Source organism: Schaalia cardiffensis, assembly GCF_016405145.1.
Classification (GTDB): Bacteria; Actinomycetota; Actinomycetes; order Actinomycetales; family Actinomycetaceae; genus Pauljensenia; species Pauljensenia cardiffensis.
On the sequence record NZ_JAEKIA010000006.1, the window covers coordinates 44,456 to 68,920 of the forward strand.

At 61.2% G+C, this 24,465-nt stretch carries 17 protein-coding genes, 1 pseudogene and 1 riboswitch; of the genes and pseudogenes, 10 read left to right on the top strand and 8 right to left on the bottom strand.

The genetic code is table 11. The annotated features are described in order from the left end of the window. Genes JFX23_RS04785 through JFX23_RS04795 form a run of 3 tightly spaced genes read right to left on the bottom strand, consistent with a single transcriptional unit; the run spans position 1 to position 3,131 of the window. On the bottom strand, positions 1-1,257 hold the full coding sequence (locus JFX23_RS04785) for a thiamine pyrophosphate-dependent enzyme (protein WP_198775951.1): 1,257 nt from the start codon (positions 1,255-1,257) through the stop codon (positions 1-3). 13 nt (positions 1,258-1,270) lie between these two features. Continuing rightward, entirely contained in the window at positions 1,271-2,542 is a 1,272-nt protein-coding gene (porA, locus tag JFX23_RS04790; RefSeq protein WP_198775952.1) for a pyruvate ferredoxin oxidoreductase, read from the bottom strand. After that, positions 2,535-3,131, bottom strand: a complete 597-nt coding sequence (locus JFX23_RS04795; protein ID WP_198775953.1) for a 2-oxoacid:acceptor oxidoreductase family protein — start codon at positions 3,129-3,131, stop codon at positions 2,535-2,537. The genes porA and JFX23_RS04795 overlap by 8 nt, the downstream gene beginning before the upstream one ends. Before the next feature lie 419 nt (positions 3,132-3,550). Here JFX23_RS04795 and JFX23_RS04800 point away from each other — a divergent pair, with 419 nt between their 5' ends. Continuing rightward, positions 3,551-5,572 (top strand): carbohydrate-binding domain-containing protein, encoded by a 2,022-nt coding sequence (locus JFX23_RS04800; protein WP_198775954.1) that lies wholly within the window; start codon positions 3,551-3,553, stop codon positions 5,570-5,572. 6 nt (positions 5,573-5,578) lie between these two features. Here the strand turns inward: JFX23_RS04800 and JFX23_RS04805 are convergent, their stop codons facing one another. After that, complete coding sequence (locus JFX23_RS04805; RefSeq protein WP_198775955.1) at positions 5,579-6,220, bottom strand: HAD family hydrolase; 642 nt, start codon at positions 6,218-6,220, stop codon at positions 5,579-5,581. 177 nt (positions 6,221-6,397) lie between these two features. Between JFX23_RS04805 and JFX23_RS04810 the strand changes: the two genes are divergently transcribed. From JFX23_RS04810 to JFX23_RS04825, 4 genes are all read left to right on the top strand, one after another. Then, entirely contained in the window at positions 6,398-7,063 is a 666-nt protein-coding gene (locus JFX23_RS04810) for a DUF4956 domain-containing protein (RefSeq protein ID WP_198775956.1), read from the top strand. A 44-nt stretch (positions 7,064-7,107) separates the two neighbouring features. Next, complete coding sequence (locus tag JFX23_RS04815; protein WP_233050589.1) at positions 7,108-7,941, top strand: polyphosphate polymerase domain-containing protein; 834 nt, start codon at positions 7,108-7,110, stop codon at positions 7,939-7,941. Positions 7,942-8,240: 299 nt separating this feature from the next. Next, positions 8,241-8,705, top strand: coding sequence for a RidA family protein (locus JFX23_RS04820; protein ID WP_198775957.1), 465 nt, complete (start codon positions 8,241-8,243; stop codon positions 8,703-8,705). Positions 8,706-8,984: 279 nt separating this feature from the next. Further along, positions 8,985-9,491, top strand: a complete 507-nt coding sequence (locus JFX23_RS04825; protein ID WP_233050590.1) for a DUF2249 domain-containing protein — start codon at positions 8,985-8,987, stop codon at positions 9,489-9,491. A gap of 654 nt (positions 9,492-10,145) precedes the next feature. Here JFX23_RS04825 and JFX23_RS09685 read toward each other — a convergent pair. Further along, positions 10,146-11,703: pseudogene (locus JFX23_RS09685) on the bottom strand (IS1634 family transposase). Between the two features lie 842 nt (positions 11,704-12,545). Continuing rightward, the gene (locus tag JFX23_RS04840; protein ID WP_198775960.1) at positions 12,546-13,004 is read right to left on the bottom strand and encodes a hypothetical protein; all 459 of its coding nucleotides are present in this window, start codon (positions 13,002-13,004) and stop codon (positions 12,546-12,548) included. Between the two features lie 1,327 nt (positions 13,005-14,331). Between JFX23_RS04840 and JFX23_RS09360 the strand changes: the two genes are divergently transcribed. Beyond that, the gene (locus JFX23_RS09360; RefSeq protein ID WP_332874678.1) at positions 14,332-14,964 is read left to right on the top strand and encodes a transposase; all 633 of its coding nucleotides are present in this window, start codon (positions 14,332-14,334) and stop codon (positions 14,962-14,964) included. A gap of 172 nt (positions 14,965-15,136) precedes the next feature. Here JFX23_RS09360 and JFX23_RS04850 read toward each other — a convergent pair whose 3' ends face one another. Both JFX23_RS04850 and JFX23_RS04855 read right to left on the bottom strand, forming a co-directional pair. After that, positions 15,137-16,612, bottom strand: a complete 1,476-nt coding sequence (locus JFX23_RS04850; protein ID WP_198775961.1) for an NAD(P)(+) transhydrogenase (Re/Si-specific) subunit beta — start codon at positions 16,610-16,612, stop codon at positions 15,137-15,139. Between the two features lie 6 nt (positions 16,613-16,618). Next, entirely contained in the window at positions 16,619-18,166 is a 1,548-nt protein-coding gene (locus tag JFX23_RS04855) for a Re/Si-specific NAD(P)(+) transhydrogenase subunit alpha (protein WP_198775962.1), read from the bottom strand. A gap of 188 nt (positions 18,167-18,354) precedes the next feature. Here JFX23_RS04855 and JFX23_RS04860 point away from each other — a divergent pair, with 188 nt between their 5' ends. From JFX23_RS04860 to JFX23_RS04875, 4 genes are all read left to right on the top strand, one after another. Continuing rightward, complete coding sequence (locus tag JFX23_RS04860; RefSeq protein WP_198775963.1) at positions 18,355-18,828, top strand: SRPBCC family protein; 474 nt, start codon at positions 18,355-18,357, stop codon at positions 18,826-18,828. A 122-nt stretch (positions 18,829-18,950) separates the two neighbouring features. Next, positions 18,951-20,369, top strand: a complete 1,419-nt coding sequence (locus tag JFX23_RS04865) for an amino acid permease (RefSeq protein ID WP_198775964.1) — start codon at positions 18,951-18,953, stop codon at positions 20,367-20,369. A gap of 422 nt (positions 20,370-20,791) precedes the next feature. Beyond that, positions 20,792-20,901, top strand: a riboswitch (TPP riboswitch). 33 nt (positions 20,902-20,934) lie between these two features. Next, the gene (locus JFX23_RS04870) at positions 20,935-21,546 is read left to right on the top strand and encodes an ECF transporter S component (RefSeq protein WP_198775965.1); all 612 of its coding nucleotides are present in this window, start codon (positions 20,935-20,937) and stop codon (positions 21,544-21,546) included. Further along, positions 21,539-24,247 (top strand): ATP-binding cassette domain-containing protein, encoded by a 2,709-nt coding sequence (locus JFX23_RS04875; protein ID WP_198775966.1) that lies wholly within the window; start codon positions 21,539-21,541, stop codon positions 24,245-24,247. Before JFX23_RS04870 ends, JFX23_RS04875 begins: the two co-directional genes overlap by 8 nt. The last annotated feature ends 218 nt before the right edge of the window (positions 24,248-24,465 follow it).

Below are 24,465 nucleotides of genomic sequence, written 5' to 3' on the forward strand. Positions count from 1 at the left end.
TTACTCCTGCTCCGGGGCGTTCGTGCGCAGCGACGCCCTCATCACTGTGTCGGGCCTGCGGATCTGCGTCGCCGGCCCTCCACTTTCAAAGGCCTCAGCGAAGGCAGCAGCTTCGGCACGTCCCTGCTTCGTCTGCGAGGCGGCGTGAAGGATGTGCTCGTAGCGCCCCTCCGGATCCTCGGGCGCAGAAAGCACGCGGGCGCGCACATCCTCGTCGAGGTTCTCCTCATCAATGAGGCCGTAGCGGCGAATATTGCGATCCGCGATCGCCTGGAGGCGCGCAAGAGTCTCAGCGTTGCCCCCGCCCTTGAACAAGTGCGCGAAGCGCCTCTGCGGACGCAGATACTCCTCGACGGGAGCCGGGCGGCGAATCTTCGTCACAGAGGTGATCTCCCCGCCCTCGGCCTCGAACACGGGGAAGAGGCCGGTCTGCGTCGCAAGCCGGGCGAGCTTGACGGTGATACTCGATGCCGCGCCCCACCCCAGCGGACAGGGGACGAGGACGTGGATGTAGCGTGCCCCGTGGTAGCTCATCGCCTTCTTCACCTTGTGCTCAAGGTCGCGAAGATCGGCGACGGTCGCAGTCGCGACATAGGGGATCTCGTGGGCCATTGCGATCCGAGCCATGTCCTTGCCCTGGCCGAAACGATTGCCCGGATTCGGGCCGACCGGTTGGGTCGTCGCGGTACGAGCCGTTGGGGGAGTGGCGCCCGAACGCTGTACGCCCGTGTTCATGTACGCCTGATTGTCGTAGCAGATGTACAAGACATCGTCATTGCGTTCGAACATGCCCGACAGGCAACCCATGCCGATGTCAACGGTTCCGCCGTCACCGCCCTGGGCGACGACCCGAGTCGCCTTCCCCTTGGCCGCCAGCCCCGCGGCGGCCCCGGCGGCGACTGCGGGGGCGTTGCCGAACAGAGAATGCAGCCAGGGAACCGTCCACGCGGACTCCGGGTAAGGCGTGGAGAAGACTTCGAGACAGCCCGTCGCATTCACCGCGACAATGTCGCCTCCGCTTGCGGCGGCCGCCGAGTCGAGGGCGTAGCGTGCGCCGAGGGCCTCACCGCAGCCCTGACAGGCGCGGTGGCCAGAGGTGAGGGTGTTCCAGCGGTTCGGGTCGGACTGGAGTGAACGATAGTCCTCTTCGGCGAGCCTGTTGCCGACCGCATAAGAGCCGACCTGGTAGAACTTCACGTGCTCGCGCGCGGGGATCGCGGTCTCTTGAACTTCGGGGATCCCGAGGTGGACGGACATGATCCTTCTCCTTTCAGTTCCCGGTTTCGTTAGCAAGCGCCGCATCGGAGCGCGCATAGGAGTCACGGACGATGTTCTCCGCGAGCGGGCCAGACAGACGGGAGGCAGCCTCGCGGGCGAGTTCGGCGTCAACGAGTTCCCGGTCGAGGTCGAGGAAGGTCTGCGCTTCGAGAGTGTTCTTTGCGGAGGCGTCGAGGAGGCCGTGCAGGGAGGCCTTCGTGATCGGACGCCCACCAAGGCCCGCGAAGACCTCGAAGTTCTCAATCCCCATGCCTCGCACGGCGCCGCGGCAGTAAGAGGAGACGATGCCGCCGATGCCGACGGAGAAGGCCTTTTCAATATTGATGAAGCGCCTGCAGTCCTTCAAAGCGTCGCGCACGGCTTCGGTGGGGAATGGGCGGAAGCTCGTGATTCCCAGGACCCCGATCTTCTCCCCGCGCTCGCGGCGCTCATCGACGACATCCTTGATGGTTCCGAGGACGGAGCCCATCGACACGATGATCGTGTCGGCGTCCTCGATCCTGTAGGGGCGGACGAGGCCGCCGGAGTCTCGGCCGAACACTTTGGCGAACTCCTTTTGGATCTTCGGGATGAGCTCGAGGGCCTGCATCTGACGGTGGTGCGCGAGATAGCGGACCTCCGTGTAGGCCTCTGGGCCGACCATTGCGCCGATCGACACGGGATTCGCCGGGTCGAGGACCTGGCGGGGCTCGTAGGGCGGGAGGAAGCGGGCGACGTCCTCGGCCTCGGGCACGTCCACGATCTCCATCGCGTGAGTGAGGATGAAGCCGTCCATGCAGACCATCACAGGCAGGGAAAGCTCCTCGGCGATGCGGAAGGCTTGGACGTGCAGGTCGGCGGCCTCCTGGTTCGTTTCCGCGTAGAGTTGGAGCCACCCGGAGTCGCGTTGGCTCATTGCATCCGTATGGTCGTTCCAGATGTTGATGGGTGCGCCGATCGCCCGGTTCGCGACCGTCATGACGATCGGGAGGCCGAGGCCCGAGGCGTTGTACACGGCCTCGACCATGAAGAGGAGGCCCTGTGAGGCCGTCGCCGTGTAGGTGCGCGCTCCGACCGCTGAAGCGCCGATGCACGCCGACATCGCGCCGAACTCGGATTCGACGTTGAGGTATTCGCAGCCCTCGATCTCGCCCTTTTTCACGAGGGCGGAGAGTGCTTCAACGATGTGCGTCTGAGGGCTGATCGGGTAGGCGGCCACGACCTCGGGCCGACATGCGGCGATGGTCTTCGCGATCGCCTGGGATCCTTCGATCTGTTCACGCATCGGCGTTCTCCTTCGAGTCCGCGCGGCCGCGTTCGGCGGCGACGAGGTCGTATGCGGCGGTCGCGGCGGACACGTTCGCGTCACCGACCTTTCCGGGGAAGCGGTGGCGGATCGCGTCGGTCACCGACTGCAGGCGGATGAGTCCTGTGAGGGCTGCGATCCCGCCGAGCATGACGGCGTTGGGGACGGGGCGGCCTACATGCTCGCGGGCGAGGTCGAATGCGGGAAGGGTGATCGCATGGCCCTTCGGCAGTCGATTCACCAGTTCGGATAGACCCAGCTCCTCGAAGCTCTTCGTGGAGTTGAGCAGCGCGTAGCCTTCGGATTTGAGACCGGCGAACACGTCCATCACGCTCAGGAGAGTCGGGTCCTGGACGACGACGACATCGGGTTCGAGGACGGGTTCGCGCGTGCGAATCTCCGTCTCGGCGATCCTGCAGAAGGCCACCACTGGCGCGCCGGTGCGCTCTGAACCGAAGGAGGGGAACGCTTGCGCGTGGTGCCCATCGGTGAATGCTGCCATTGCGAGCAGGTCGGACGCGGTGACGACGCCCTGTCCTCCTCGACCGTGGATTCTCACTTCGACCATGCTCTTGACGCTATGCCCAGGGGAGGAAACTCGGTCCCATTTGCAAAGATTTGCGCTTTTCCCTTGAAAACTTGGGCATCGCGGTGACCACAGTGTGAAACGGTGAAGAGCCTCGGGTGATAAAACACACCACTGCACTGTCGTAAAGGAAACTCCCAGTCAGGTCCCATCAGACTTTTGCGATACCCGCAGAGCGCGCCCAGGAAGAGTTCAGGACGAGCGCAGGAGAACGTGGCCCAATAGATGCCATATCGACGTTCGCGCGAACCACAGTTTGAGCGGATTCTCCACCCCGAAGCGCAGGCGACCAGAGCCTGCGAAACAGACGGGCACATGATGAACGGTCCTCGATGAACCCCCAACACCCACGGAGGTGAAGGCCGCGCACCGATTCCGACTCACGTGAAGGACGTGTGAATATGAGACATCCATTGAGAAAACGAGCGAGCGCAAAGCCACTGAAGCTCGGGTCCATCGCCTTCCTCGCCTCCATCGCGCTCGCCGGATGCTCAGCCACGAATGCGCTGGACAGCCTCGACAACACTCTTGGCGCCAGTCAATCCGCGAGCGAAGGCACACCCGCATCTCACACCGCAGCGCCACCCAGCGCGGCGCGGGCCCTCGCCGAAAACGCCGCCGCATCCCATGTCGGCGATGACGAGTGGGACGAGGCCCAGGCTCAGACGATCACCTTGCACACATCGACTGCCACCAGCGACGCCGAGGGAGTGAGCATCAAGGACTCGACGGTGATGATCACCCAGGCGGGGGTCTATCGGCTCAGCGGCCAACTTAAAGGACAGGTCATCGTCGACGCCCCGAAGGATGCCGATGTCATCCTCATTGTCGACAATGCTTCGATTGAGAACGAGTCCGGCGCAGCCATTTGGGCGCACAGCGCGGACAACGTGGTGATTTCCTTGGAAGGAAACTCCACCGTGTCAGACGCCTCCTCCTATGAAGATTCGGCGGAGGCGAATGCTGCGATCTACGCGGACTGCGACCTCACAATCACAGGGGAGGGGACATTGAAGGTCACCGGGAGGGGGAACGATGCGATCACCTCCACAGACGACCTGTACATCCTCTCGGGAACACTCATGCTCACAGCCGTAGACGATGGCCTGCGCGGAAAGGACTCCCTCACCATTGCGGGCGGCACGATCAGCGTCGAAGCCGGTGGTGATGGGCTCAAAGCCGATCAGGACACGGAGCCGGACTCCGGATACATCACGATCCAGGGAGGAGAAGTCTCCATCACCTCCGGTGGTGACGGCATTGACGCCCACACCGACGTCATCTTGACGGGCGGGAGCATCGATGTGAAGGCCGGAGGCGGCACCTCCTCGGGCGCAAACGCCACTACTTCGACGAAGGGCGTGAAAGCCGGGGTCTATCTCATCAGCGAGGACGCGAGCCTCAACATCGACTCCGCAGATGACGGACTCCACTCGAATGGGGCTCTGCGCCTGAGCTCGGGGACAATCACAGTGGCCAGCGGCGATGATGGTGCCCACGCGGAAGTGGCCGCAGTCCTCGACGGTGCTGATCTTGCCGTTTCCCAATCGAATGAAGGTCTCGAAGCCGGTCTGATCACGATTTCCGGTGGCACCGTTGATCTGGTCGCCACCGACGACGGGGTGAACGCCTCGGGGTCGACAAGCGTTGAAGAAGGAGTGGCAGCTGTGCAGGAGAGCTCATCTTCGACTGAGAACGCTCAAACACCGACGAAGGACCCACGCGCCGGGAAACCCGGCCAGGGCACAGCTCCTGAAGGTGCCACCCCTCCGGAGGGTGCCATCCCACCTGAGGGCACAACTTCTCCGGAGGGTGCCACCTTGCCTGAGGGCGCCCCTAACGGGGGTTTCGGGGCAGCGACTCCTCCCAATCCTGGGGAGACGGGAGCGGACGCCACAGGTCAGGGCGCTCTCGGCGCTGGAGGGGGAGGCGAATTTGAAGACACCGGCGAACAGCTCAACATCACCGGAGGGACCCTCACCGTCAACGCCGGGGGAGATGGTATCGACTCCAATGGCTCCATCACCATCAGCGGAGGCACCATCACGATCTACGGTCCCGAAAACGGGGCGAATGGGGCGCTCGACTACAACGGGACAATGACGCTCAGCGGAGGAACCCTGCTCGCCATCGGCTCTTCGGATATGGCCCAGGCGCCTTCCTCAACGCAAGGTCAAGGGTGGATCTCCTCCACAGTTTCAGGCTCTGCAGGGTCCACAATCACGATCAGCGATGCCCAGGGCGTCGTCCTGGCGAGCTACACCTCTCCGAAGGCTTTCACTTCCCTGGTCTTCTCAAGCGCCGAGATGACGGTGGGCGCGCAATACACGCTCAGTATTGACGGGGTCTCGACCTCGGTGACGGCCGGTGAGCCTGGCGCAGGGCAGATGGGAGGAGGGCAGATGCCAGGGCCTCGCGGCTGAAAAGCCTCAGTTCGAAGCGGGGGTGAAAAGGGACAGTAAATCCGTCAGGCTCGCCACGACGAGAGCACCCGGCGCATCATCGGGCAGCGTGACGGAAGTCCCGGGGCGCACGAGCAGGGCCGCGGGCATATGGGCATCGCGCGCGGCGGCGATGTCGATCGGGCGGTCTCCGACGCACAAGACCTCACCGGGGTCGAGTCCATGCTTCTTCGCCAGGAGCAGGTTCATCGCCGGACTCGGCTTGCGCTCAATCCCATCAGGGGCACAGACCATGTCATCCACGTGCAGGTTCAGGGCACGCAGCAAATGCTGAGCGCTGGTGCGGTCACGGTGGGTCGCCACGAGGTTCAAACCACCGACCTCAGTGACCCGCTCCATCACCTCAAGCGCCCCTTCCATAACGGGGGCGGGCTGGTGGCGCCAGCGCTCCTTGAGGGCCTCGTAAGCGCTTTCCAGTGCACCCCGTTTGGCGCCGTACTGGCCCACGAGAGTGTCCATGGCGTGGGCGATGGATCGCCGCGTCGCCAAGGTGACCACACGCAGATTCTCAGGATCACAGTTGCCGAAGGTCGCTTCGCACAGGCAACGGTCGACCTCGGGATAAGTGTTGACGAGAGTGCCGCCCATGTCCCAGATGATGTGCCTCATGTCCCCATTGTCCCCACATCTGCTTGTCCGGTAAGGCGAATCGGGAGCCGGTCTCGCCCTGCAACGCCTTGAGTTTTGAGAACACCTCAAACCTTAGAAGCCTCTCATCTCCTCCACAGCACAAATTTAAGGAGAGGGAGTGCAATAACACCAAGAGATCAAGAAAAGGAGAATACCATGACCGCGCTCATCACGATCGGCATCGACCTCGTCGCTATGCTCGTCCTCGTCTTCGGCCTCTACTTCCCCAGACACCGGAGGGCAGACCTCGTCGCCGCGTTCCTCGGCGTCAACGTCGGCGTCCTCGCCGTCGCAACGGTCCTCGCAAACTCCGCAGTGTCCGCAGGCCTCGGCCTCGGCCTCTTCGGCGTCCTCTCGATCATCCGCCTGCGCTCCGACGAGATCACCCAGCACGAGATCGCCTACTACTTCGCCTCCCTGTCCATCGGCTTGCTCATGGGAATGACGAGTACGCCGACGCCCCTCGTCGTCGGACTTGTCGCCCTCATCCTCGTGGCTCTCGCATTCGGGGACTCTCGTCTCCTCTTCGGGCGCTACTCGAACCAGACTGTGCAACTCGACCGCGCCATCACTGAAGAGGCTGCACTGCGGGCCGCCCTCGCCGAGCGCCTCGGCGCCACAGTCATCGGCACTCGCGTCATCCGCGTCGACTTCGTCAACGACCTCACCCTCGTCGATGTCCGATTCCGCGACTACACGCGCGCCGAGCGAACTGCGGCCAGGCAGCGCCAGCTCGACGAACAGGCAGGACCTCGCGTTGAGCACAGCGCTGCCCATCAGGCAAGCGCCCACGCCCTCGTTTCTGCCGCGCCGAAACCCTGACCGATAGTGCACCGAGCATGACACTGGAACCGGAAGGACCTGCGATGACGCCCCACCTCCTCCAACACCAGCGCATCATTCAGCGCAGTGCCGATGCGCTCATCCCCGCCGACCTCGACACGATCGGACTCGCTGAACTCAACGAACAGGCGGAGATGTTGACGCGAGTCGACCGCAAATACATCGTCACCCGCTCGCATATCCCCGACATCATGTCCGGCCTCGACACGGACACGAAGGTCCTCAGCATCGCAGGGGTCCGCTCCCAGGCCTACGCATCGACCTACTTCGACACGCCGGGACTGCGCTCCTTCCTCGATACGGCCAGGCCCCGCAGGCGCCGCTACAAGATCCGCACCCGCGCCTACCTCGACTCAGGCATCGCCTTCCTTGAAGTGAAGATCCGAGGAGCGCGCAACACGACCGTCAAGACCCGCATCCCCTGCAGCGTCGAGGACGCCCGCGCGGGAAGGATCACCGCCGAGGGCGAGGCCTGGATCAGAAAGACTCTCACAAGCGCTGCTTGTGAGGCACCGACCCCGGGCTCGCTTCGTCCGGTCTTACGTGGCTCCTATACGCGTGCGACTCTCCTCATGCCCCACGGGGATGGGCGGGCGACCATCGACTCCGAGCTGAAGTGGACGAGCCTGCGTCATGTCGGGGCCAGGGATGAGGAGGGCGCGAATCTTGAAGCGTCCGACTTCGTCATCATTGAGACAAAGTCGGGCTCCACGCCCTCCGCGCTCGACCATCTCCTCTGGGAGAGGGGACACCGCCCGGCGCGCATCTCGAAATACGCGACTGCAATGGCCGTCCTCGACCCCTCGCTTCCGAGGAACCGGTGGACGAGGACCCTGTCTAGGTACTTCGCCGCTTGAGCAATCGCAAGCAGATCCTCAGCTGCGATTCTTCATGTTGGTCCGTCTTAGTGCGACGAGGCGACGACGTGGGTGGGGTGGGTAGCACTGTCGAAGGGAATTGGAGATCGCGGGCGACAGGAAGATGGGCATGAGCCCGCCTCGGCCTCTTCCCCATCGGTGTCACCAAAGCCGAGGGCGACAGGCAGATGGGGCATGAGTCGCAGATATAGTCTTGCAAAGCGCGACGTCAAGGATTGCGCAACAGCACAAGGCTTGGAGATCATCACCCCCTTCGAGCACGACATGAAAGGCGCATCATGACTCTCCCCTCCGAAAAGCTCGCCGAACTCGGCCTCGAACTGCCCCCAGTCGCTACCCCAGTCGCCGCCTATGTGCCCGCTGTTCTCGACCGGGGGGTCATCCGAACCTCCGGCCAGATCCCCGTCGTCGAGGGCGAGCCAGTCTGCATCGGTGCTGTCGGCGAGGACGGGGCCGACCCAGAAGATGCGAAAGATGCCGCGCGCGTCTGCGCTTTGAACGCCCTGGCCGCCGCCGCTGCGCTCGCCGGAGGCGTCGACCGCCTCGCAGGTGTCGTGAAGGTCGTTGGCTTCGTGGCGTCGCGCCCCGACTTCTACGCTCAAGCGAGTGTCATCAATGGCGCCTCTGAACTCTTCGGCGAGGTATTCGGCTCCGCCCACGCGCGCAGCGCGGTCGGCGTTGCCGCTCTGCCTTTGAATGTTTCCGTCGAGGTCGAGGCCGAGTTCGCCCTCGTCGAAGACTGAAGACCGACGAAGGCTCATAGCCAGGGGCAAGAGGCGCAGACTTGTGGGTGGCGAGGGGCTCAGACGGGGTCCCGAAGCCTTAGACGGGGCGCCGAAGCGGCCAGATAGCGTGCCGAAGGCTTAGACGGAGCCAATCGCTCGTGCAGGGCGAACGAGGAATGAGGTGAAGCCCCGCCGATCTGCGAAAGCCTCTCGGGTCTCATGTCTCCGATTCATCGCAATACACTGGACGAGCACCCCCACCGGGGTATCCCCATTCACAGTTCTTCAGGAGATTTCATGGCCGACACCATGCCCAAGATGGCCGATACCATGCCCGAGGCAGCGCCCACGACGACTCACCAGATCTTCACACTCGTTGATGCGAGAACCAAGGTTGAAAATCTCAAGACGAACGACGGCTGCGGTTGCGGCGGGCACGGGGGTAGTCGCGGCGGCTGTGGTTGCGGTGGGCATGGCCACGGTGGAAGGCGCACTCAGAGCGCTGCTCAGGGAAGGTCTGCCGCCCAGGGGCACCCGGAGGGAAGCGGCGTTGCAGAAGCAAGCGGCGTTGAGGAGCTCGACATCCACGCCCTCCCGAAAGTCGTGCGCCACGCCCTGGTTTTCCATGCGATGGACATCCTGCCCATTGGAGAGAACATTCGTATTCTCGCCCCTCATGCCCCCCAAGCGCTCTTCGAGTACCTCCAGAACTCCGAGTCCCACTACCGAGTGGAGACCTTCGAAGAAGGGCCACTCAGCTGGCGCTACCGCATCACGCGCCTGAGCAGAGAGGCGTGTTCATAGACTGCTGATCGGCCCGAGCCCGGGAGAAAGGTTTTGTTCGGGATCGAAGGGCTCTGGTCTGCATCCTCGTCCTTTGTTCCGTCCCCTTCGTACCTTGTTCGGACAACGGGTATCGGCGGGTCAAGAGGTGTCGAGTGTCTGACCGGGGTGCCGGAATCGTCGGAACTGGGCGCACGGCTCGGCGTAAAGGGGTCTGATGTCAGTCCAGAGAGTCTTCGAAGAAGCTCCCGTCGATCTCGTGCACCGTGAACGGGGCGCACCTTCTGCACGGCGACACCGTAATCAAGCATCAGTGATATGAGCTGGATGCCGTTGATGAGGATGATCTTGCCGTGGAGGTAGCTCGCCGTGGTCTTGACGGCCAGAGGCACTGAACGCGTTCTACAAGCGCGGCTGGTGTGGATCCGCGCCTGGAGGGGTTGCGACGACCAAAAGGCCACCACCGCCTCATGGGTCGACTGGTACCATCGCACCCGAACCCACCACAGTACCCACGACGGGCGATCCCTCATCTGCGAAAAGCTGCTTTAGGCCTGTTGCGCCGCGCGGATTCAGCAGTGCAAGCGTGATTCGAAGAGACCGAAATCTGCTGCGACCTGACAGACCGGAGCATCGTCACCTGACTCGTGCAGCTTTAGCCTGACTCGTGCGGTTTTAGTGATCCAGGAGGGTGGGTAGTTTTTGGGTTTGGGGATCGATTTGGGGGTAAGCGGTGTGTTGTTGCCTGTTGGGTAGGGGATGTCGGTTTCTTGCAGATCGATGAGCTTTTTGACCAGTTGTGGGGCTGTGATTCCTGTTGCCTGGTAGAGATGTTGGGCGAGGGCTAGAGCTTAGGTGACAGTGGTGAGGTGGGCTTGGATGGTGTCTTTGGTGTGGTGGAAGATGGGCCGGGCTTTGAGGTCGTGCTTACTCATGCAAAAGGACTGCTCTACGTGCCATAGCTCGTGGTAGTGGGCAATAATCTGCCTACCGTGGCTGAGGTGTGCGGGGATAATTGGTGACATAGCCTTTGAGTCCAGCTAGGCGCTTGGCGCGTTCGAAGGCTTTGTCATCAAAGCTCATGCCCATACGCCCCTGGGACACGAAGCGAGGCTTGCGCGCGGGTTTGGCCCCTTCGATGGTGTCCATGGCTCGACGTTGTTGCGCGTTGAGGGTTCTATTGTCACGCGCTGCACGCTTGCTGGAGTAAGCCCATATTGCTCTCCACGCTTCTTGCCCCTTTTGCCTGCTGTTGTCCTGGTCAAGCCTTGGCTGTTGTGTTCTGCGGTTGGGGATGGGGGGCAATAATTTGCCCATCAACCATGTAATCCCCATGCTGGTCCCAGTACTGTTCGAGGTCGTGGGGTGCTCGGCTTTGGCGGGCTGCGACGATGAAGGATATCCCTGCCTCGTCCAGGGCTTTGAGGTTTCCTGTACTGAGCATGCCTGCGTCTGCTACCACCACGAAATCATGCAGACTGTGGCGGTTTTGGAAGCGTTGAATGATGGGGATGAGGGTGTGGGTTTCGGCTTTGTTACCTTCAAAGGCTTCCACCTCTCAAGGGTTTTTCGCGCGGTCAACGAGTAGGCCAACAATGATTTGGGGGTCAACCCGACGTTCCTTGGAGTACCCCACGCGGCGAAATCCTTTATTTGCCTCCCAATCCTCATCCTCACGCTCAGCCTCGAAATGCAGCGTTGTCACGTCATAGAGCACAAGGGACGGACAGGTTTCCATGACGGCTAGCGTGAGTAAAACAAGCCTGGGCTAGAGTGTCACGGTAAACTCGCTGAGCGCAGCGCTTAAGAGAGTTAAACAGCGTCCGACGGCTGACATGCTCGATTCCTCAACGCTCAAGGACATTGATGGTGGCTTCCTTCGAGCATGCTTCAATCAAACGCGCTAACACCATCTGCTTAAACGCTTCATCACCCAGGACATCAAAACCAATACCCGCGTAGGCATTTGTCCAATGCACTCCACAACAGGACGGAGCGTTTGTCTCCCACGCGCAAAACGCTCGTGACATGGCGTTGCTTAGGCTCAAAACTCTAACGCTGCTTGACCAAGATGGAGTTCATCATGAGCTGCCTGCATCAACACAGTCAACTCAACCTCATTGTGAGCAGAGCCGACATGCTTGACCACAACATTCTTACGTCCCTACTTTTCCATGATCTGCACAGCAGCCGCACCACAAGCAGTTCTCACACGACGAATAAACGGGGCCACACCCCCATCATAAACACCCGCTTAGTGCCCCACCCACACACCACAAACCGCAGAATTTCAACAAAAACCAAGACCCCAACACCCGAAAACACCACCACTTGCACAAGTCAGGCGACGCTACGGCAAAAAAGCCCCAGACAACGCGTCCACGTCGATATCAAGAAGCCCGGCCGTATCCGCGACGGCTAAGGCTGACGCGCTCGCGAGCGCGGCGCTGGCCTCGCGCTAGCCGCAAGCCGGACTGAGACCCGCTCCAGCAATCATGGCAGGAGTGGCGGAGGCTAGTGCTACCTGCACTACGGTGTCGACGAGCATTCGCACGCGGGTCTACTACAAGATGCTGACCAATCAGACCAAAACACTGCCTCGGCGTTTTGCAAGTGCACATCCGCGTTCACAACCTCACGGGGAAGTGCAACTAGGCTTTCAAAACCTCTTTAACTACATCGCCTGCGGCCTGCTCGAAATAAAAGGATGCAGACCTCACCTACACCCTCAGTTGTGAGGAGCCGTTATCTCTTCTTTCCGCACTTATAGCAGGTGCTAAATCCTCCTCCGTTCTGAATTCCGCAACTGGTGCAGGTCCAGTCGAGCCAACGAACGTGAATCTCAGACGCGTACCCGTTAAAGTTCTTACACTTTTTACACTGGTAGCGATCGTCTTCGTTGTTAGTTTTGCAGCGTTCGCAAACCCACATTGTGGAAAATCTCCTCTTTGAAAGGTTGGTACTCCTGTTGAGATTGATTGACTTTAAAGTGCCAAGTCAATCTTGTGCTATAGTTTCGCTCGTCGCTTTAACGTTAAGAATCAATTATTAAAGCGCGCTTTCTTGTGTTTAATCTCAAAGACTTTGAATCATTGTTGAGGCTGGAATGGCGATACATTGAGAGGCGAGGTGAGCTGTGAATGTGGATTCAACTCGGCCCCGGTCGATCAGATCAAACTCATCGCAGTTTGCGCGAACCCAGTCGATAATCTCGGTTGCGGTATGTGCAAGTGCTGCAAAAGTCTCGATTCCCTTTGGTAAACCAATGAATATAAAGCCACCCGACTCTTCGCCGTGTATTAGGGGTGCCCACGCCCAAAAGCCATCATCGACTTCGTAAAAAAATAATGACGTTTCATCTTCATTGTACGCTGACCTTTTCAAGTGCGGTAGATCATGAAGTAGTCGTTGTGTCATAAGTGTGACGTTCGCGTTGGAGAAGTGTCCGAATATTGTAAAAGGGCTAGCGTTTATAAAACGATTGACTTTCTCGGCAAGGGGGCCTATGTTAGAAATATGAATGTCGGTCGCCATTGTTTTTCCTATCGCTTGTGGGAAATGAAATATGAAAACAATTCTTCTAATTGCTTTATGGAAGCGTGTTGTGTGATGTGTAGATGTGGTAAGGCGGTGTTGTCAATACTGCTCTCAATAGTTTTTTCGTGAAGTGTGTTGTGCTTTTGTTGATGTGGATTGTGAAAGAGTTGGTAATGCAATTTGAATTTGTTTGATGCGGTGGGGTAGGGTTGGTCTGAAATTGCGAGAGTTCAAATAGTCAAGTTGTGGTGGCGTGTCTCAAAGGTCCTTCCTGTAAAATGGGCAAGCTTCAATGTGTTCATTGGAAGATGTTTTCAGACAATGTGAACACATGCTTTCATTGGCCATTCCTGCTCCTTCGGCTTTGAATTGTCTTGTTCGCGGAAGTTGAATGTATAAAAAAACATAATAATGTAGGTTTATCTTCATCGCAAGGGTCGACAATATGGGCTCTTCCGAGTTGAGTGTGGGTGGCCGGGTGTTGGTTGGGGGTTGCGAGTAGAGGTCGAGGTCCTTGATGATGAGCGGACTTCTACCCCCGCGATCTTCAATGACCTCGGCAATGTTTCACACTACCTGCTGCTGCGTTGATTTGCTTGATCGTTGTGATCAGTGTGATCTGCTCGTCGGGCTGGAGGATTCCACCTGATCGCGGTCGCTCGGCGCGAGTCTGGTCTGGTGTTGGATGTTGAGTCGTGTAATCAGGTGATGGGATGTCCTGGGTGTGGGGTGGTCGCACAGGACCACGGGAGAGTGGTGGTGGAGGTGATCGACGTCCCTGGGTCGGGGTACCGGCGCGGCTTCGGTGGCACAAACGCCGCTGGCGCTGCAGCGAACACGCCTGCCAGACAGTAACGTTCCTGGAGCACAACAAGGGGCTGTGTGCCTCAGGGTGCGTCTGGGCATGCGGGCGATCCGTCAGCTATGCTTTGGGGGGAGTCGCCATCGTCGGCCTGGCCCGTCAGCTGGGTACCACGTGGAACACGGTGTGCAGCCACATCAAGCCTTGCCTGCAAGCTGGGGCCGATGACCTCGCCCGTTTTGCGGGGGTGCGGGTGCTGGGGGTGGATGAGGATGTCTGGCACCATCAGGACCGGCGCCGACGCGGCCCGCGCGAGCGCACCGGCATCGTGGAGTTGACCCGAGGGGAGGACCATCCCACGGCCCGCTTGTTGGATCTGGTCCCAGACCGCTCCGGTGCAGTCTATCGGAACTGGCTGGAAGAGCGCGGCAAAGACTGCCACTCTGGTGTGCAAATAGCGACGCCGGACCCCTTCCAGGGTACAAGAACGCCATCGATGACCAACTCGAGGATGCCACCAGCGTGCTCGATGCCTTCCACATCGTCAAGCTCGCCGGCGAGACACCAGGTCAGGTGCGCCGCCGCGTCCAACAAGCCACCTTGGGCCACCGCGGGCGCGAGGGCAATCCCGGCTACCACATCCGCAATATTTTGCGTGCCTCGCGCAATCGGCTCACCCCACGTCAACAAGAACGACGCCAGGCGGCCTTCGCCATCGATGAGGCACACATTGCTGCCGAAGTTGCCTACCACTGCGCCCAGCAGGTCCGCGAGGTCTTCCACCAAAACACTCCCGCCCAAGGCCGAGACCTAGCAGCCCACCTCGTCGAACGCCTGCCAACGTGTCCCATCCCCGAAATTGCTCGCCTGGGCCGAACTCTACGCAAGCGGAAGGACGCGTTCTTAACCTACTTCGACACCAACGGGGCCAGCAACGGCCTCCACAGAAGCAATCAACGGCATCATCTAACTCGGCCAATGCACCGCCCACGGATACCGCAACCCCAACAACTACAGACTCCGAATACTCCTAATCACCGAAGGCCTCGATGCCTCCACGCACACTCAACTATGAAGAGCCACAATATGGTTTGTGATGTGACGATGTTGGGAGGCTTGCCTGTTCGGCGAACGACGGTGTGCGAGACGAATTAACGGCCGGAATGTTTGGTATCGATGAAGTGAACACAGTCAGCTTTAATTAAAGCGTTGTCGTACTAACAGGGCATAACGGCTTCATCGTTGCCGCATGTGCATGGCATGTAGGGTGGAGTCTCATTGTTGTTTATTTCCAGTAGGATTCGAATAAGACGTTGCAAATCGGCCTTCACCCCCGCAGGGGCGCGACCGTCTCGACGGCCCTGTCGATCGCCTCGACACTGTCCTTCGCATCGCCGAAAAGCATCGACGTGTTCTCCCTGAAGAAGAGGGGATTTTGGACGCCCGCGTACCCGGTGGCCATGGAGCGCTTGAACACGATGACGCGCTTCGCATCCCAGACCTTCAACACGGGCATGCCCGCGATCGGGGAGCCGGGCTCCTCAGCCGCCGGATTCACCGTGTCATTCGCCCCAATGACGAGAACGACATCGACCTCGCCGAAGTCATCATTCACCTCATCCATCTCGAGGACGATGTCATAAGGGACCTTCGCCTCGGCAAGAAGGACATTCATATGACCGGGCAGGCGCCCGGCGACCGGGTGGATCCCGAACGTGACCGTGATACCGCGCGCCTCAAGATCTTCGACGAGAGCGGCAACCGGGTACTGCGCCTGTGCGACGGCCATGCCGTAGCCGGGCGTGATGACCACGCGCTTGGACCCAAGGAGCAGATCAGCGACCGTGGACGTGTCGACCTCGCGGATCTCGCCCTCTTCTTCCCCACCGTGCACATGCGCCGTCGACGCATCCGTGCCAAAACCTCCGAGAAGGACATTGAGGAAGGAACGGTTCATCGCTTCGCACATGAGATAGGACAGGTAAGCGCCCGAAGAACCGACGATCGCGCCCGTGATGATGAGCAGATCATTGTCAACGAGGAAACCGGTGAAGGCTGAGGCCCACCCCGAATACGAGTTCATGATGGACACGACGACGGGCATATCGCCGCCCCCGATCGCGATGACAAGGTGAATCCCGAGAGTCAGGGCGATGACCGTCATGAGGAGAAGGCACGCCCAAGCCGCGAGCGAGAAATCACCATGCTCCACGAAAAGGACGGCGAGCACGAAACACACGACGAGAGCCACGAGATTCAACCAATTGCGGGCAGGCAGGAGAATCGGACGACCGGGAATACGCCCCTGAAGCTTCAACCCCGCAACGATCGACCCCGTGAAAGTCACCGCTCCAACGAACACGGAGAGAAACACCTCGCCGTAGTGGAAGGACCCGAGGGAAGCGGAGGAAACATCGGGATGCAGATAGGAGTTGTATCCGACAAGGACAGCCGCAAGGCCGACGAGCCCGTTAAAAATGGCGATGAGCTGCGGCATCCCCGTCATCTCAACATGGAGCGCCCGATAGATTCCGATCGCACCACCAAGACCGATCGCCAAGGCGATGAGCACAGCGGTGACGAGGACGCCGTGAGCCGGTTCACCTGCGAGGACGAGCACGATCGCGGCGGCGCAGGCGAAAGCCATACCGACCATGCCCGCGATATTGCCCTTCACCGCGCTTTCATGTCGGGACAGGCCTGAGCAGGCGAGGATGAAAAGGATTGACGCAGCGATGTAGGCGAGCGTCACCGGCTGGTTGAGAGCGGACAAATCGAGAGGGAGGTTTTCAAGGTTGTGCATGGCGCTTCACTTCCTGAACATCGCGAGCATGCGGTGCGTGACCGCGAAGCCGCCGAAGATGTTGACGGACGCGAGGACGATCGCGACGAAGCTCGCACCCGCGATGAGCGGATGCGGGTCGCCGATCTGTGAAATCGCGCCAATGAGGATGATCCCCGAGATCGCATTCGTCACCGACATGAGCGGAGTGTGTAGCGCCGGAGTGACATTCGAGATGACGTAGAAGCCGAGAATCACCGCGAGGATGAGAACGATGTAGTGCCCGGTCGCCGCCGCAGGAGTCACGAGGATAAGAGCGATGAACACTGCGATCGCGAGAATGAGGCCGATCAGTCCCGTGCGCTTCGCCCTCTTCTCCTTCGCGGCCCTGCGCACCGCCTCTTCAGCGAGCTCCTGCTCGCTCGGCCCGCTCGCGGCTTTCGCAGGGGCAGCGGACACGCGGATCGGCGGTGGCGGCCACATGATCGAACCTTCGACACTGACGGCGATGCCCCTGACGATCTCATCATCAAGGTCGATGACGAGTTCGCCGTCCTTGCCTGGCGTCATGAGTTCGAGAAGGTTCGCGACATTGCGCCCATACAAGCCGGAAGCCTGAGTGGGCAGGTGTCCAGCGAGGTCAACGTAGCCGATGATCGTCACACTATTGGCAGTCGTCACAACCTCCCCGGGGACGGTGAGCGCACAGTTCCCACCGTTCACGGCAGCCATGTCCACAATGATCGAACCCGGTGCCATGCCTGCGATAGCGTCCTCGTCGAGCAGGATCGGCGCTGTCCTGCCGGGAATATTCGCGGTCGTGATGACAATGTCGGACTTCGCGGCCTGCTCGGCATAAAGAGCATTCGCCGCCGCCGCTTCCTCGGTGGACAGAGCCTTCGCGTACCCGTCCTCGGACTTTCCCTGAGAAGTCGGCAGGGGAACGAAACTCGCGCCCATCGACTCGACCTGTTCGGCGACCTCGGGGCGCACATCCGTCGCCGAGACGAGAGCCCCCATTGAATTCGCAGTTCCAATCGCCGCGAGCCCTGCAACGCCCGCACCGATGACGTAGACGCGGGCGGGCGGCATCTTGCCCGCAGCGGTGACCTGACCGGTGAAGACTCGCCCGAAACGATTCGCAGCCTCCACGACGGCCCGATATCCCGCAATATTCGCTTGAGAGGAAAGAACATCCATCGCCTGTGCGCGAGAAATCCTCGGGACCGCATCCATTGCGAGCGCCGTGATCCCCAGGGGCGCCAAACTCTCGGCAAGCCCCGGGGTCTGCTGTGGGGCGAGACGGGCGATGAGAGTTGCGCCGGGCCTCATCGCTGCGAGCTGCTCCTCGTTCGGAGTGTCGACCGCGATGACAACATCAGCTGCCCACACGCTGTGCGCATCAACGAGGCTCGCGCCCGCGTCCTCGTACAGGGAATCTGGGAAGGACGCGCGAAGGCCGGCGCCGCGCTCAACGAGGACCTCGTATCCGAGGCGAATGAGAAGCTCGACGGTCTGCGGGGCAGCGGCAACGAGCGGCTGGCCCTCCCTCTCGCGTGGAACAGCGATTCGCATAGGTGCTCCTTATCGTAGGAGTCGAAGGACGTGATGCGGATCATGTCCGTGGTTCTCCGTCACCTTAAAAGGCCCCTCGACCTCGACATCGGGACCAAGGCCCGAACTCGGTGTTCCGCTGGGGAAAAACGCGGCTTCCCCACGCCGTTTAGGGTGCCGACATGGCCCTTGACGATTACCTTTGAGGCATGAGCTTCTTCGACGATGACACCGCCCAGCCGGAAGAGGACTTCGACCGCATCGAAGTCGATATGACGATCAAAGCGTCCGTCGAGGACGTGTGGGGCATCGTCGCAGAACCGGGCTGGTGGGTGAACGACGGACCCGTCGGCGACCACGAGGTCACCCGCGATGAGCACGGCTATTACCGTGTGAACGACCCGGAAGCGGGTGAATGGCTCGTCGAAAAAGGCGAGGAAGACCCGATGGACATCGTCTCCTTCCGCTGGTATCCGCTCGCCTCCGACGAACTTCCCGAAGACGCCTCGACGAGCATCGAGATCTCCCTATCCGAAGAAGGCTCAGGCATTGCAGTCCACGTGGAAGAGTCCGGCTTCTCCGCCATCGCCGAAGACGATGCCTCAGCCCGTTCGATTTGCGAGGACGAGCTCGCCATGTGGGAGGTCGCGCTCGCGGCCGTGAAGGCGCACCTGGAAGCCTGAACCTGGGCGGTCGGAGCCCACCTTCAAGGTCGAAGAGCGCCCAAAGCCCGCCGTAGAGTAGCGTTATCGGGAATCCCCACAGGCGTGGGCGCATTTTGCCCATCCGATCTTGAAGGAGTCCGATGACCGCGAAGGACACCGCAGCCGTGTCAGGGACACAGGATCTGCAGCGCACTTTGCAGAACCGTCACGTCCAGCTCATTGCAATCGGCGGAGCAATCGGCACGGGCCTGTTCATGGGCTCGGGCAAAACGATCGCGACCGCGGGACCCTCGGTCCTCTTCGTCTACACCATCATCGGAGCCGTCCTCTTCCTCTTCATGCGAGCCATGGGAGAGCTTTTCCTCTCCGACTCGCGCTACACGACTTTCGCCGACATTGCGCGTGACCTCATTGGCCCCTGGGCCGGTTTCGTCACGGGGTGGACCTACTGGATGTGCTGGGTCGTCACCGGTGTCGCGGACATGGTCGCGATCACCGGTTACATCCGCTTTTGGTGGCCCACAACGCCTGCGTGGATCCCGATTGTGATCATGACGGCCCTGCTCTTCACACTCAATGCGATGACGGTCAAGGCCTTCGGTGAAACAGAGTTCTGGTTCGCCCTCGTGAAGATCATCGCGATCCTCGCCCTCGTCTTCGTGGGAATCGGAATGGTCCTTATGGGCACCATCGACGAGGCCGGAACCGCTGCCGCGGCCTCGAATCTTTGGTCGCACGGAGGTTTCTTCCCGAAAGGCGTGATGGGTTTCCTTGGCGGTTTTCAGATCGCTCTTTTCGCTTTCGTGGGCATTGAACTGGTCGGCACCACTGTCGCCGAGACTGCAGACCCTGTGAAGACTCTGCCGAAGGCGATCAATTCGATCCCGATCCGCATCATGTTGTTTTACGTCGCCGCGCTTGCTGCGATCATGATGGTCACTCCCTGGGACCAGGTGGATCCTGAGCGTTCGCCTTTCGTCACGATGTTCTCAATGACGGGCCTAGGTGCAGCCGCAACGATCGTCAACCTCGTGGTCTTGACTTCGGCAGCCTCCTCGGCGAACTCGGGGATTTACTCGACGTCGCGCATGCTCTTCGGACTCGCGAACCGAGGGGATGCGCCGAAGGTGTTCTCCCAACTGTCGAAGCGTCACGTTCCCAGAAACGCCCTGTTCCTCTCCTGCGTGTTCCTGCTCAGCGCGATCATTCTCATGGCGTCGGGCGATTCGATCTCCGCAGCTTTCACACTGGTCACCTCGATGTCTGCGACGCTGTTCATGGGCGTGTGGGTCGTCATTGTCGTCTCCTACCTGATCTACCTGAAGAAGCGCCCCCACCTGCACGAGGTTTCGACCTTCAAGGCTCCCGGGGGAGCGGCTTCTGCGTGGTTGGTCCTTGGCTTCATGGCGATCATGGTTGTCGTCCTCGGGCTTTTCCCCGATACCCGGGCAGGATTGGTTCCCTCTTTGGTGTGGATCGGTGCTGTGACTGTGGCGGCGCTCGTGCATCGTCACCGCATGCTCAAGCGGGCGGAGATGGGGCAGCTCGAAGACTTCTGAGCCTTTTCTTGCGTGGAGGGCGGCCTGGACGTTACCGACAGCGTAGTGCAGTTCTGAGCCCTTCTTGTGGGGAAATGTCTTCCGATCCCCGACCACCCCTCACCAGGGTGTCTGAGCCCTTCTTGCGTGGAGGCGTCGCTTCGCGTGGCGCGCTCATGGCAGGGGCATGCGCGATCGCGCCGTGATGCGCGAGTGGAGGGGTTGGCGGCAAGTGGAGGGTTTATATCCCCTCCACAAGTCGTGAAACCCTCCTTTTCTTGGGGGTCTTCCCTCTTCTTGGGGCCCTCCTTTTGAAGGATGGGTGGTCCTCGCATGGTGTCCCGGCATCGAATTTAGGGCTCAGTGCGCTTGGAGCCGAGGCCTCGTACTGGGCTGGACAATGCCCTGACTTCGCGCTTCGAGGCTGCGGGAGAGTAGGCTTGAACCAGTGCCACGGGAACCTGGAAGAACCGGGTTGAGAGGAGGGCCCTCGCCCTCGACCGTCGAACCTGAACCGGCTCATACCGGCGTAGGGAGGCTGCCTGCTCGTGCGCACCGTGCTGTGAACGAGAGGAGAACCCCCAGCATGGGCACCACCACTTCCACTTCCGCTCCGCGTCTCAACTGGCGCGTCGTCGACATGGTCACTGCCGCCGTCCTCGGCGTCGCCTGCGGCCTGATCTTCCTCGTCTGGAATCAGATCGGTGGTCTGGGCTACTCCGTGCTCGACGCCCTCACCCCCGGAATCGGCGGCCTCGTCCTGGGGATCTGGCTCCTCGGCGGGACCCTTGGTGGCCTCATCATCCGCAAACCCGGAGCCGCCATCCTCGTCGAAGTCATTGCCGCTTCCGTCTCAGCAGCCCTCGGTTCCCAGTGGGGCATCGGCACCCTCTACTCGGGAATCGCCCAAGGACTCGGCGCCGAACTCATCTTCTTGATCTTCATGTACCGCCGTTACAACGCGAGTATCGCGGCCCTGTCCGGCCTGTGCGCGGGAGTCGCCGCGTGGGTCCTCGAACTGTTCACCGCCGGGAATCTCGCGATGGGACCGGCATTCCTCATCACCTACCTGATCTGCTGCATCCTGTCTGGCCTCGTCCTCGGCGGGCTCGTCGCCTGGCTTCTCGTCAAAGCCCTCGCCGCGACCGGCGCCCTCGACCGCTTCGCCGCAGGACGCGAAGCCCGCGCCCGTGTCTGAGCCCCGCCCCACGGGCTTCCTCGTGAAAACCGAAGAAGCGGGTGCTCGCGTCGAGGCCCGAGCCTGGGGATGGCGCCACGGCGGCCGCCACGCCTGGGCCCTCAACAGCATCGACTTGGACATCGCCCCAGGTGAGCGCGTCCTCATCCTCGGCCCCTCAGGCTCTGGTAAGTCCACGCTCCTCGCGGGACTTGCCGGAATCCTCGGAGGCGAGGACGAGGGCGAAGCGCGGGGAAGCCTGAGCGTCGACGGCATGCCTTCGGAACAGCAGCGGGGCCGCATCGGATTGGTCATGCAGGACCCGGAGGCGCAAGTCGTGCTCGCCCGCGTCGGCGACGACGTCGCCTTCCCGATGGAGAACCTCAGCGTTCCGCGCGAGCAGATCTGGCCGAGAGTGGGACAAGCCCTCGAAGAGGTTGGCCTCGGCCTCCCCTTCGACCATCCCACCTCGGCTTTGTCTGGAGGGCAGAAGCAAAGGCTCGCCCTCGCCGCGATCCTCGCCATGCGTCCGGGGCTCCTCATCCTCGATGAACCCACCGCGAACCTTGACCCTGTCGGAGTGGCCGAGGTTCGTGACGCAGTCGAAGGGGTCCTGGCCGCAAGCGGAGCCACCCTTGTCGTCGTTGAGCATCGCGTCGACGTGTGGGCCGGCCTCGTCGACAGGATCATCGTCATCCTCGGCGGGAGGATCGCCGCTGATGGGCCCGTTGACCGTATCCTCGCCGAGCAGGGAAGCCTCCTGAAAGAACAGGGGATCTGGCTTCCCGGAGACGACGTCGCTGCCGTAGTCGGGGCGCCGGAGAAACGGCGTCATGAGACGAGTCCCTCCGATCCGATCCTTTCCGTGCGTGGCCTGACGATCGGATACGACCCCGAGCATCCCATTCGCACCGGAATCAACCTTGATATCGCCAGAGGGCAATCGACTTGCATTATCGGGCCGAATGGCACAGGGAAATCAACTCTGGGCCTCACTCTCGCGGGGCTTTTACCTGCCCTTGATGGAAACGTTTCCGCAGTCCCCCGAAACCCCGTGCGCTCCGCCTCGGCGGACCCCCACCAGTGGCGCTCCGCCGACCTTTTGGGCCGGATCTCGATGGTCTTCCAAGAGCCCGAGTACCAGTTCCTCGCGCGAAGCGTCCGCGAGGAACTCGAAATCGGGCCGCGGCAAGCCGGAATGTCCGAAGACGAGCTCGCGCCCCTCGTTGAGGAGCATCTGAAGGCCCTGGGACTCAGCGCCCTCGCCGAGGCGAATCCCATGACACTTTCCGGCGGGGAGAAGCGTCGACTCTCGGTTGCGAGCGCGCTCATCAGCGCCCCCGAGCTCCTCATCCTCGATGAGCCGACCTTCGGTCAGGACCGGGGGACGTGGATCGAGCTCGTCCGACTCCTACGAGATGCACGTGACCGGGGGACGACCCTCGTGTCGATCACCCATGATCCTGCCTATGTCGCCGCCATGGGGGATACGGTGATCGATCTTTCCGACATTGGCGCACCCGGTCATGCTGGGAACACCGGGACTGCTCGGAGTGCCCGGAGTACCGGGAACTCTGGGAGCGTCGGTACTTCCCGGAGTGCCGGGAATGCTGGGAACAGCAGGAGCACTGAGAACCTCGGGGGCACCGAGGGAGCGAAGAACAACTCCAGAGGCGCGAGCGAGAACGGGGGTGTGAACAGGACGAATCCGACGGGTGAGAATCGAACCTGGAGTGAGAACGAAGGCCTGCGTGAGACGGCTTCCCCGAGACAGAGTGCGACACGGAATGACAGCCCGACTTTGAGTGGGGGCGGAACCCGGAATGACCCCCTGGCTTTGAGTGAGAACGCAGCCCGGACCGAAAACGGGCCTTCAAACGACAATGAGGCCGCCTCCTTTGCCCAGGTGCGCAGCGCAGCCGAGCACAAAGCCCCATCGACACGGCTCGATGCCCCCTCGCGCAGACGCAGGCTCCTCAACAGGGTCAATCCCGTGACGCAGGTCCTCGCCCTGATCGTCATGACGACCCCGCTCCTCATCACCATCGATCCAATTTCTGCGGGCATCGCCCTCGGCCTCGAAATCCTGCTCCTCCCCCTCGCTCAGATCAGGCCCACGACCCTTGCCCTGAGGATGATCCCCCTCCTGATCGCCGCCCCAATCGCTGCGCTCTCGATGCTCCTGTACGCAAACCCAGGGGGAGAGATCTTCTGGTCCCTCGGCCCAGCGATCATTTCTGAACGCTCGATTCGCTTGGCGCTGGGGATCCTTGTGCGCGTCCTCGCTGTGGGAGCGCCCGCGATCATCCTTTTGTCGAAGATCGATCCAACCGATATGGCAGATGGTCTTTCCCAGGTCCTCCACATGCCTGCACGTCCCGTGCTCGCCACTCTCGCAGCTGCGCGCATGACGGGATTGATGGCGGCCGATTGGAAGGCTTTGGAGCAGGCGCGGCGCATCCGAGGAATCGGCGATGCGAGGGTAGTGGTCTCCGCTCTGAGAGGTTCCTTCTCCCTCTTGGTGTTCGCACTGCGTCGATCAGCGAAGCTCTCGCTGACAATGGAAGCCCGAGGTTTTGGGACGGCGAGGACGAGGACATGGGCGCGCCCTTCTCATGTCGGAATGGCGGACGCCGTGATGATGCTCGTCGCCCTCATCATTCCCACTGCAGCTTTGACGGCGTCAGTCCTCAGCGGGTCTTTTGAACTCATCGGGCGGTGACGAGGGTGGGAGTGCTCAACGCTGAGGAAAGGGGAGTAAGCGACTCTGGAGAAGAGGAGCCGACAGGCACTGGCGCGATAGGTGCCCTGGATGCTGGAGAAGAGGAGCTGGCGGATGCTTGGGAGGTGGGTGCCTTGGGCGCTGGTGGCGCGGGTGCGGCGGATCCTCGCGTGCCGATAGCCTCGGGCGCCAGTGGCGCACACAAGCGAGATGAGTCG

Excerpts from the sequence above, each read along its gene's own strand:
- JFX23_RS04825 (WP_233050590.1), top strand. The coding sequence starts at position 8,985 with ATGGCCGACACCATGCCCAAGATGGCCGATACCATGCCCGAGGCAGCG.
- JFX23_RS04840 (WP_198775960.1), bottom strand. The coding sequence starts at position 13,004 with ATGGCGACCGACATTCATATTTCTAACATAGGCCCCCTTGCCGAGAAA.
- JFX23_RS04860 (WP_198775963.1), top strand. The coding sequence starts at position 18,355 with ATGAGCTTCTTCGACGATGACACCGCCCAGCCGGAAGAGGACTTCGAC.
- JFX23_RS04795 (WP_198775953.1), bottom strand. The coding sequence starts at position 3,131 with ATGGTCGAAGTGAGAATCCACGGTCGAGGAGGACAGGGCGTCGTCACC.
- JFX23_RS04800 (WP_198775954.1), top strand. The coding sequence starts at position 3,551 with ATGAGACATCCATTGAGAAAACGAGCGAGCGCAAAGCCACTGAAGCTC.
- JFX23_RS04870 (WP_198775965.1), top strand. The coding sequence starts at position 20,935 with ATGGGCACCACCACTTCCACTTCCGCTCCGCGTCTCAACTGGCGCGTC.
- JFX23_RS04805 (WP_198775955.1), bottom strand. The coding sequence starts at position 6,220 with ATGAGGCACATCATCTGGGACATGGGCGGCACTCTCGTCAACACTTAT.
- JFX23_RS04785 (WP_198775951.1), bottom strand. The coding sequence starts at position 1,257 with ATGTCCGTCCACCTCGGGATCCCCGAAGTTCAAGAGACCGCGATCCCC.
- JFX23_RS04865 (WP_198775964.1), top strand. The coding sequence starts at position 18,951 with ATGACCGCGAAGGACACCGCAGCCGTGTCAGGGACACAGGATCTGCAG.
- JFX23_RS04815 (WP_233050589.1), top strand. The coding sequence starts at position 7,108 with ATGACGCCCCACCTCCTCCAACACCAGCGCATCATTCAGCGCAGTGCC.
- JFX23_RS04850 (WP_198775961.1), bottom strand. The coding sequence starts at position 16,612 with ATGCACAACCTTGAAAACCTCCCTCTCGATTTGTCCGCTCTCAACCAG.
- JFX23_RS04855 (WP_198775962.1), bottom strand. The coding sequence starts at position 18,166 with ATGCGAATCGCTGTTCCACGCGAGAGGGAGGGCCAGCCGCTCGTTGCC.
- porA (WP_198775952.1), bottom strand. The coding sequence starts at position 2,542 with ATGCGTGAACAGATCGAAGGATCCCAGGCGATCGCGAAGACCATCGCC.
- JFX23_RS04820 (WP_198775957.1), top strand. The coding sequence starts at position 8,241 with ATGACTCTCCCCTCCGAAAAGCTCGCCGAACTCGGCCTCGAACTGCCC.
- JFX23_RS04810 (WP_198775956.1), top strand. The coding sequence starts at position 6,398 with ATGACCGCGCTCATCACGATCGGCATCGACCTCGTCGCTATGCTCGTC.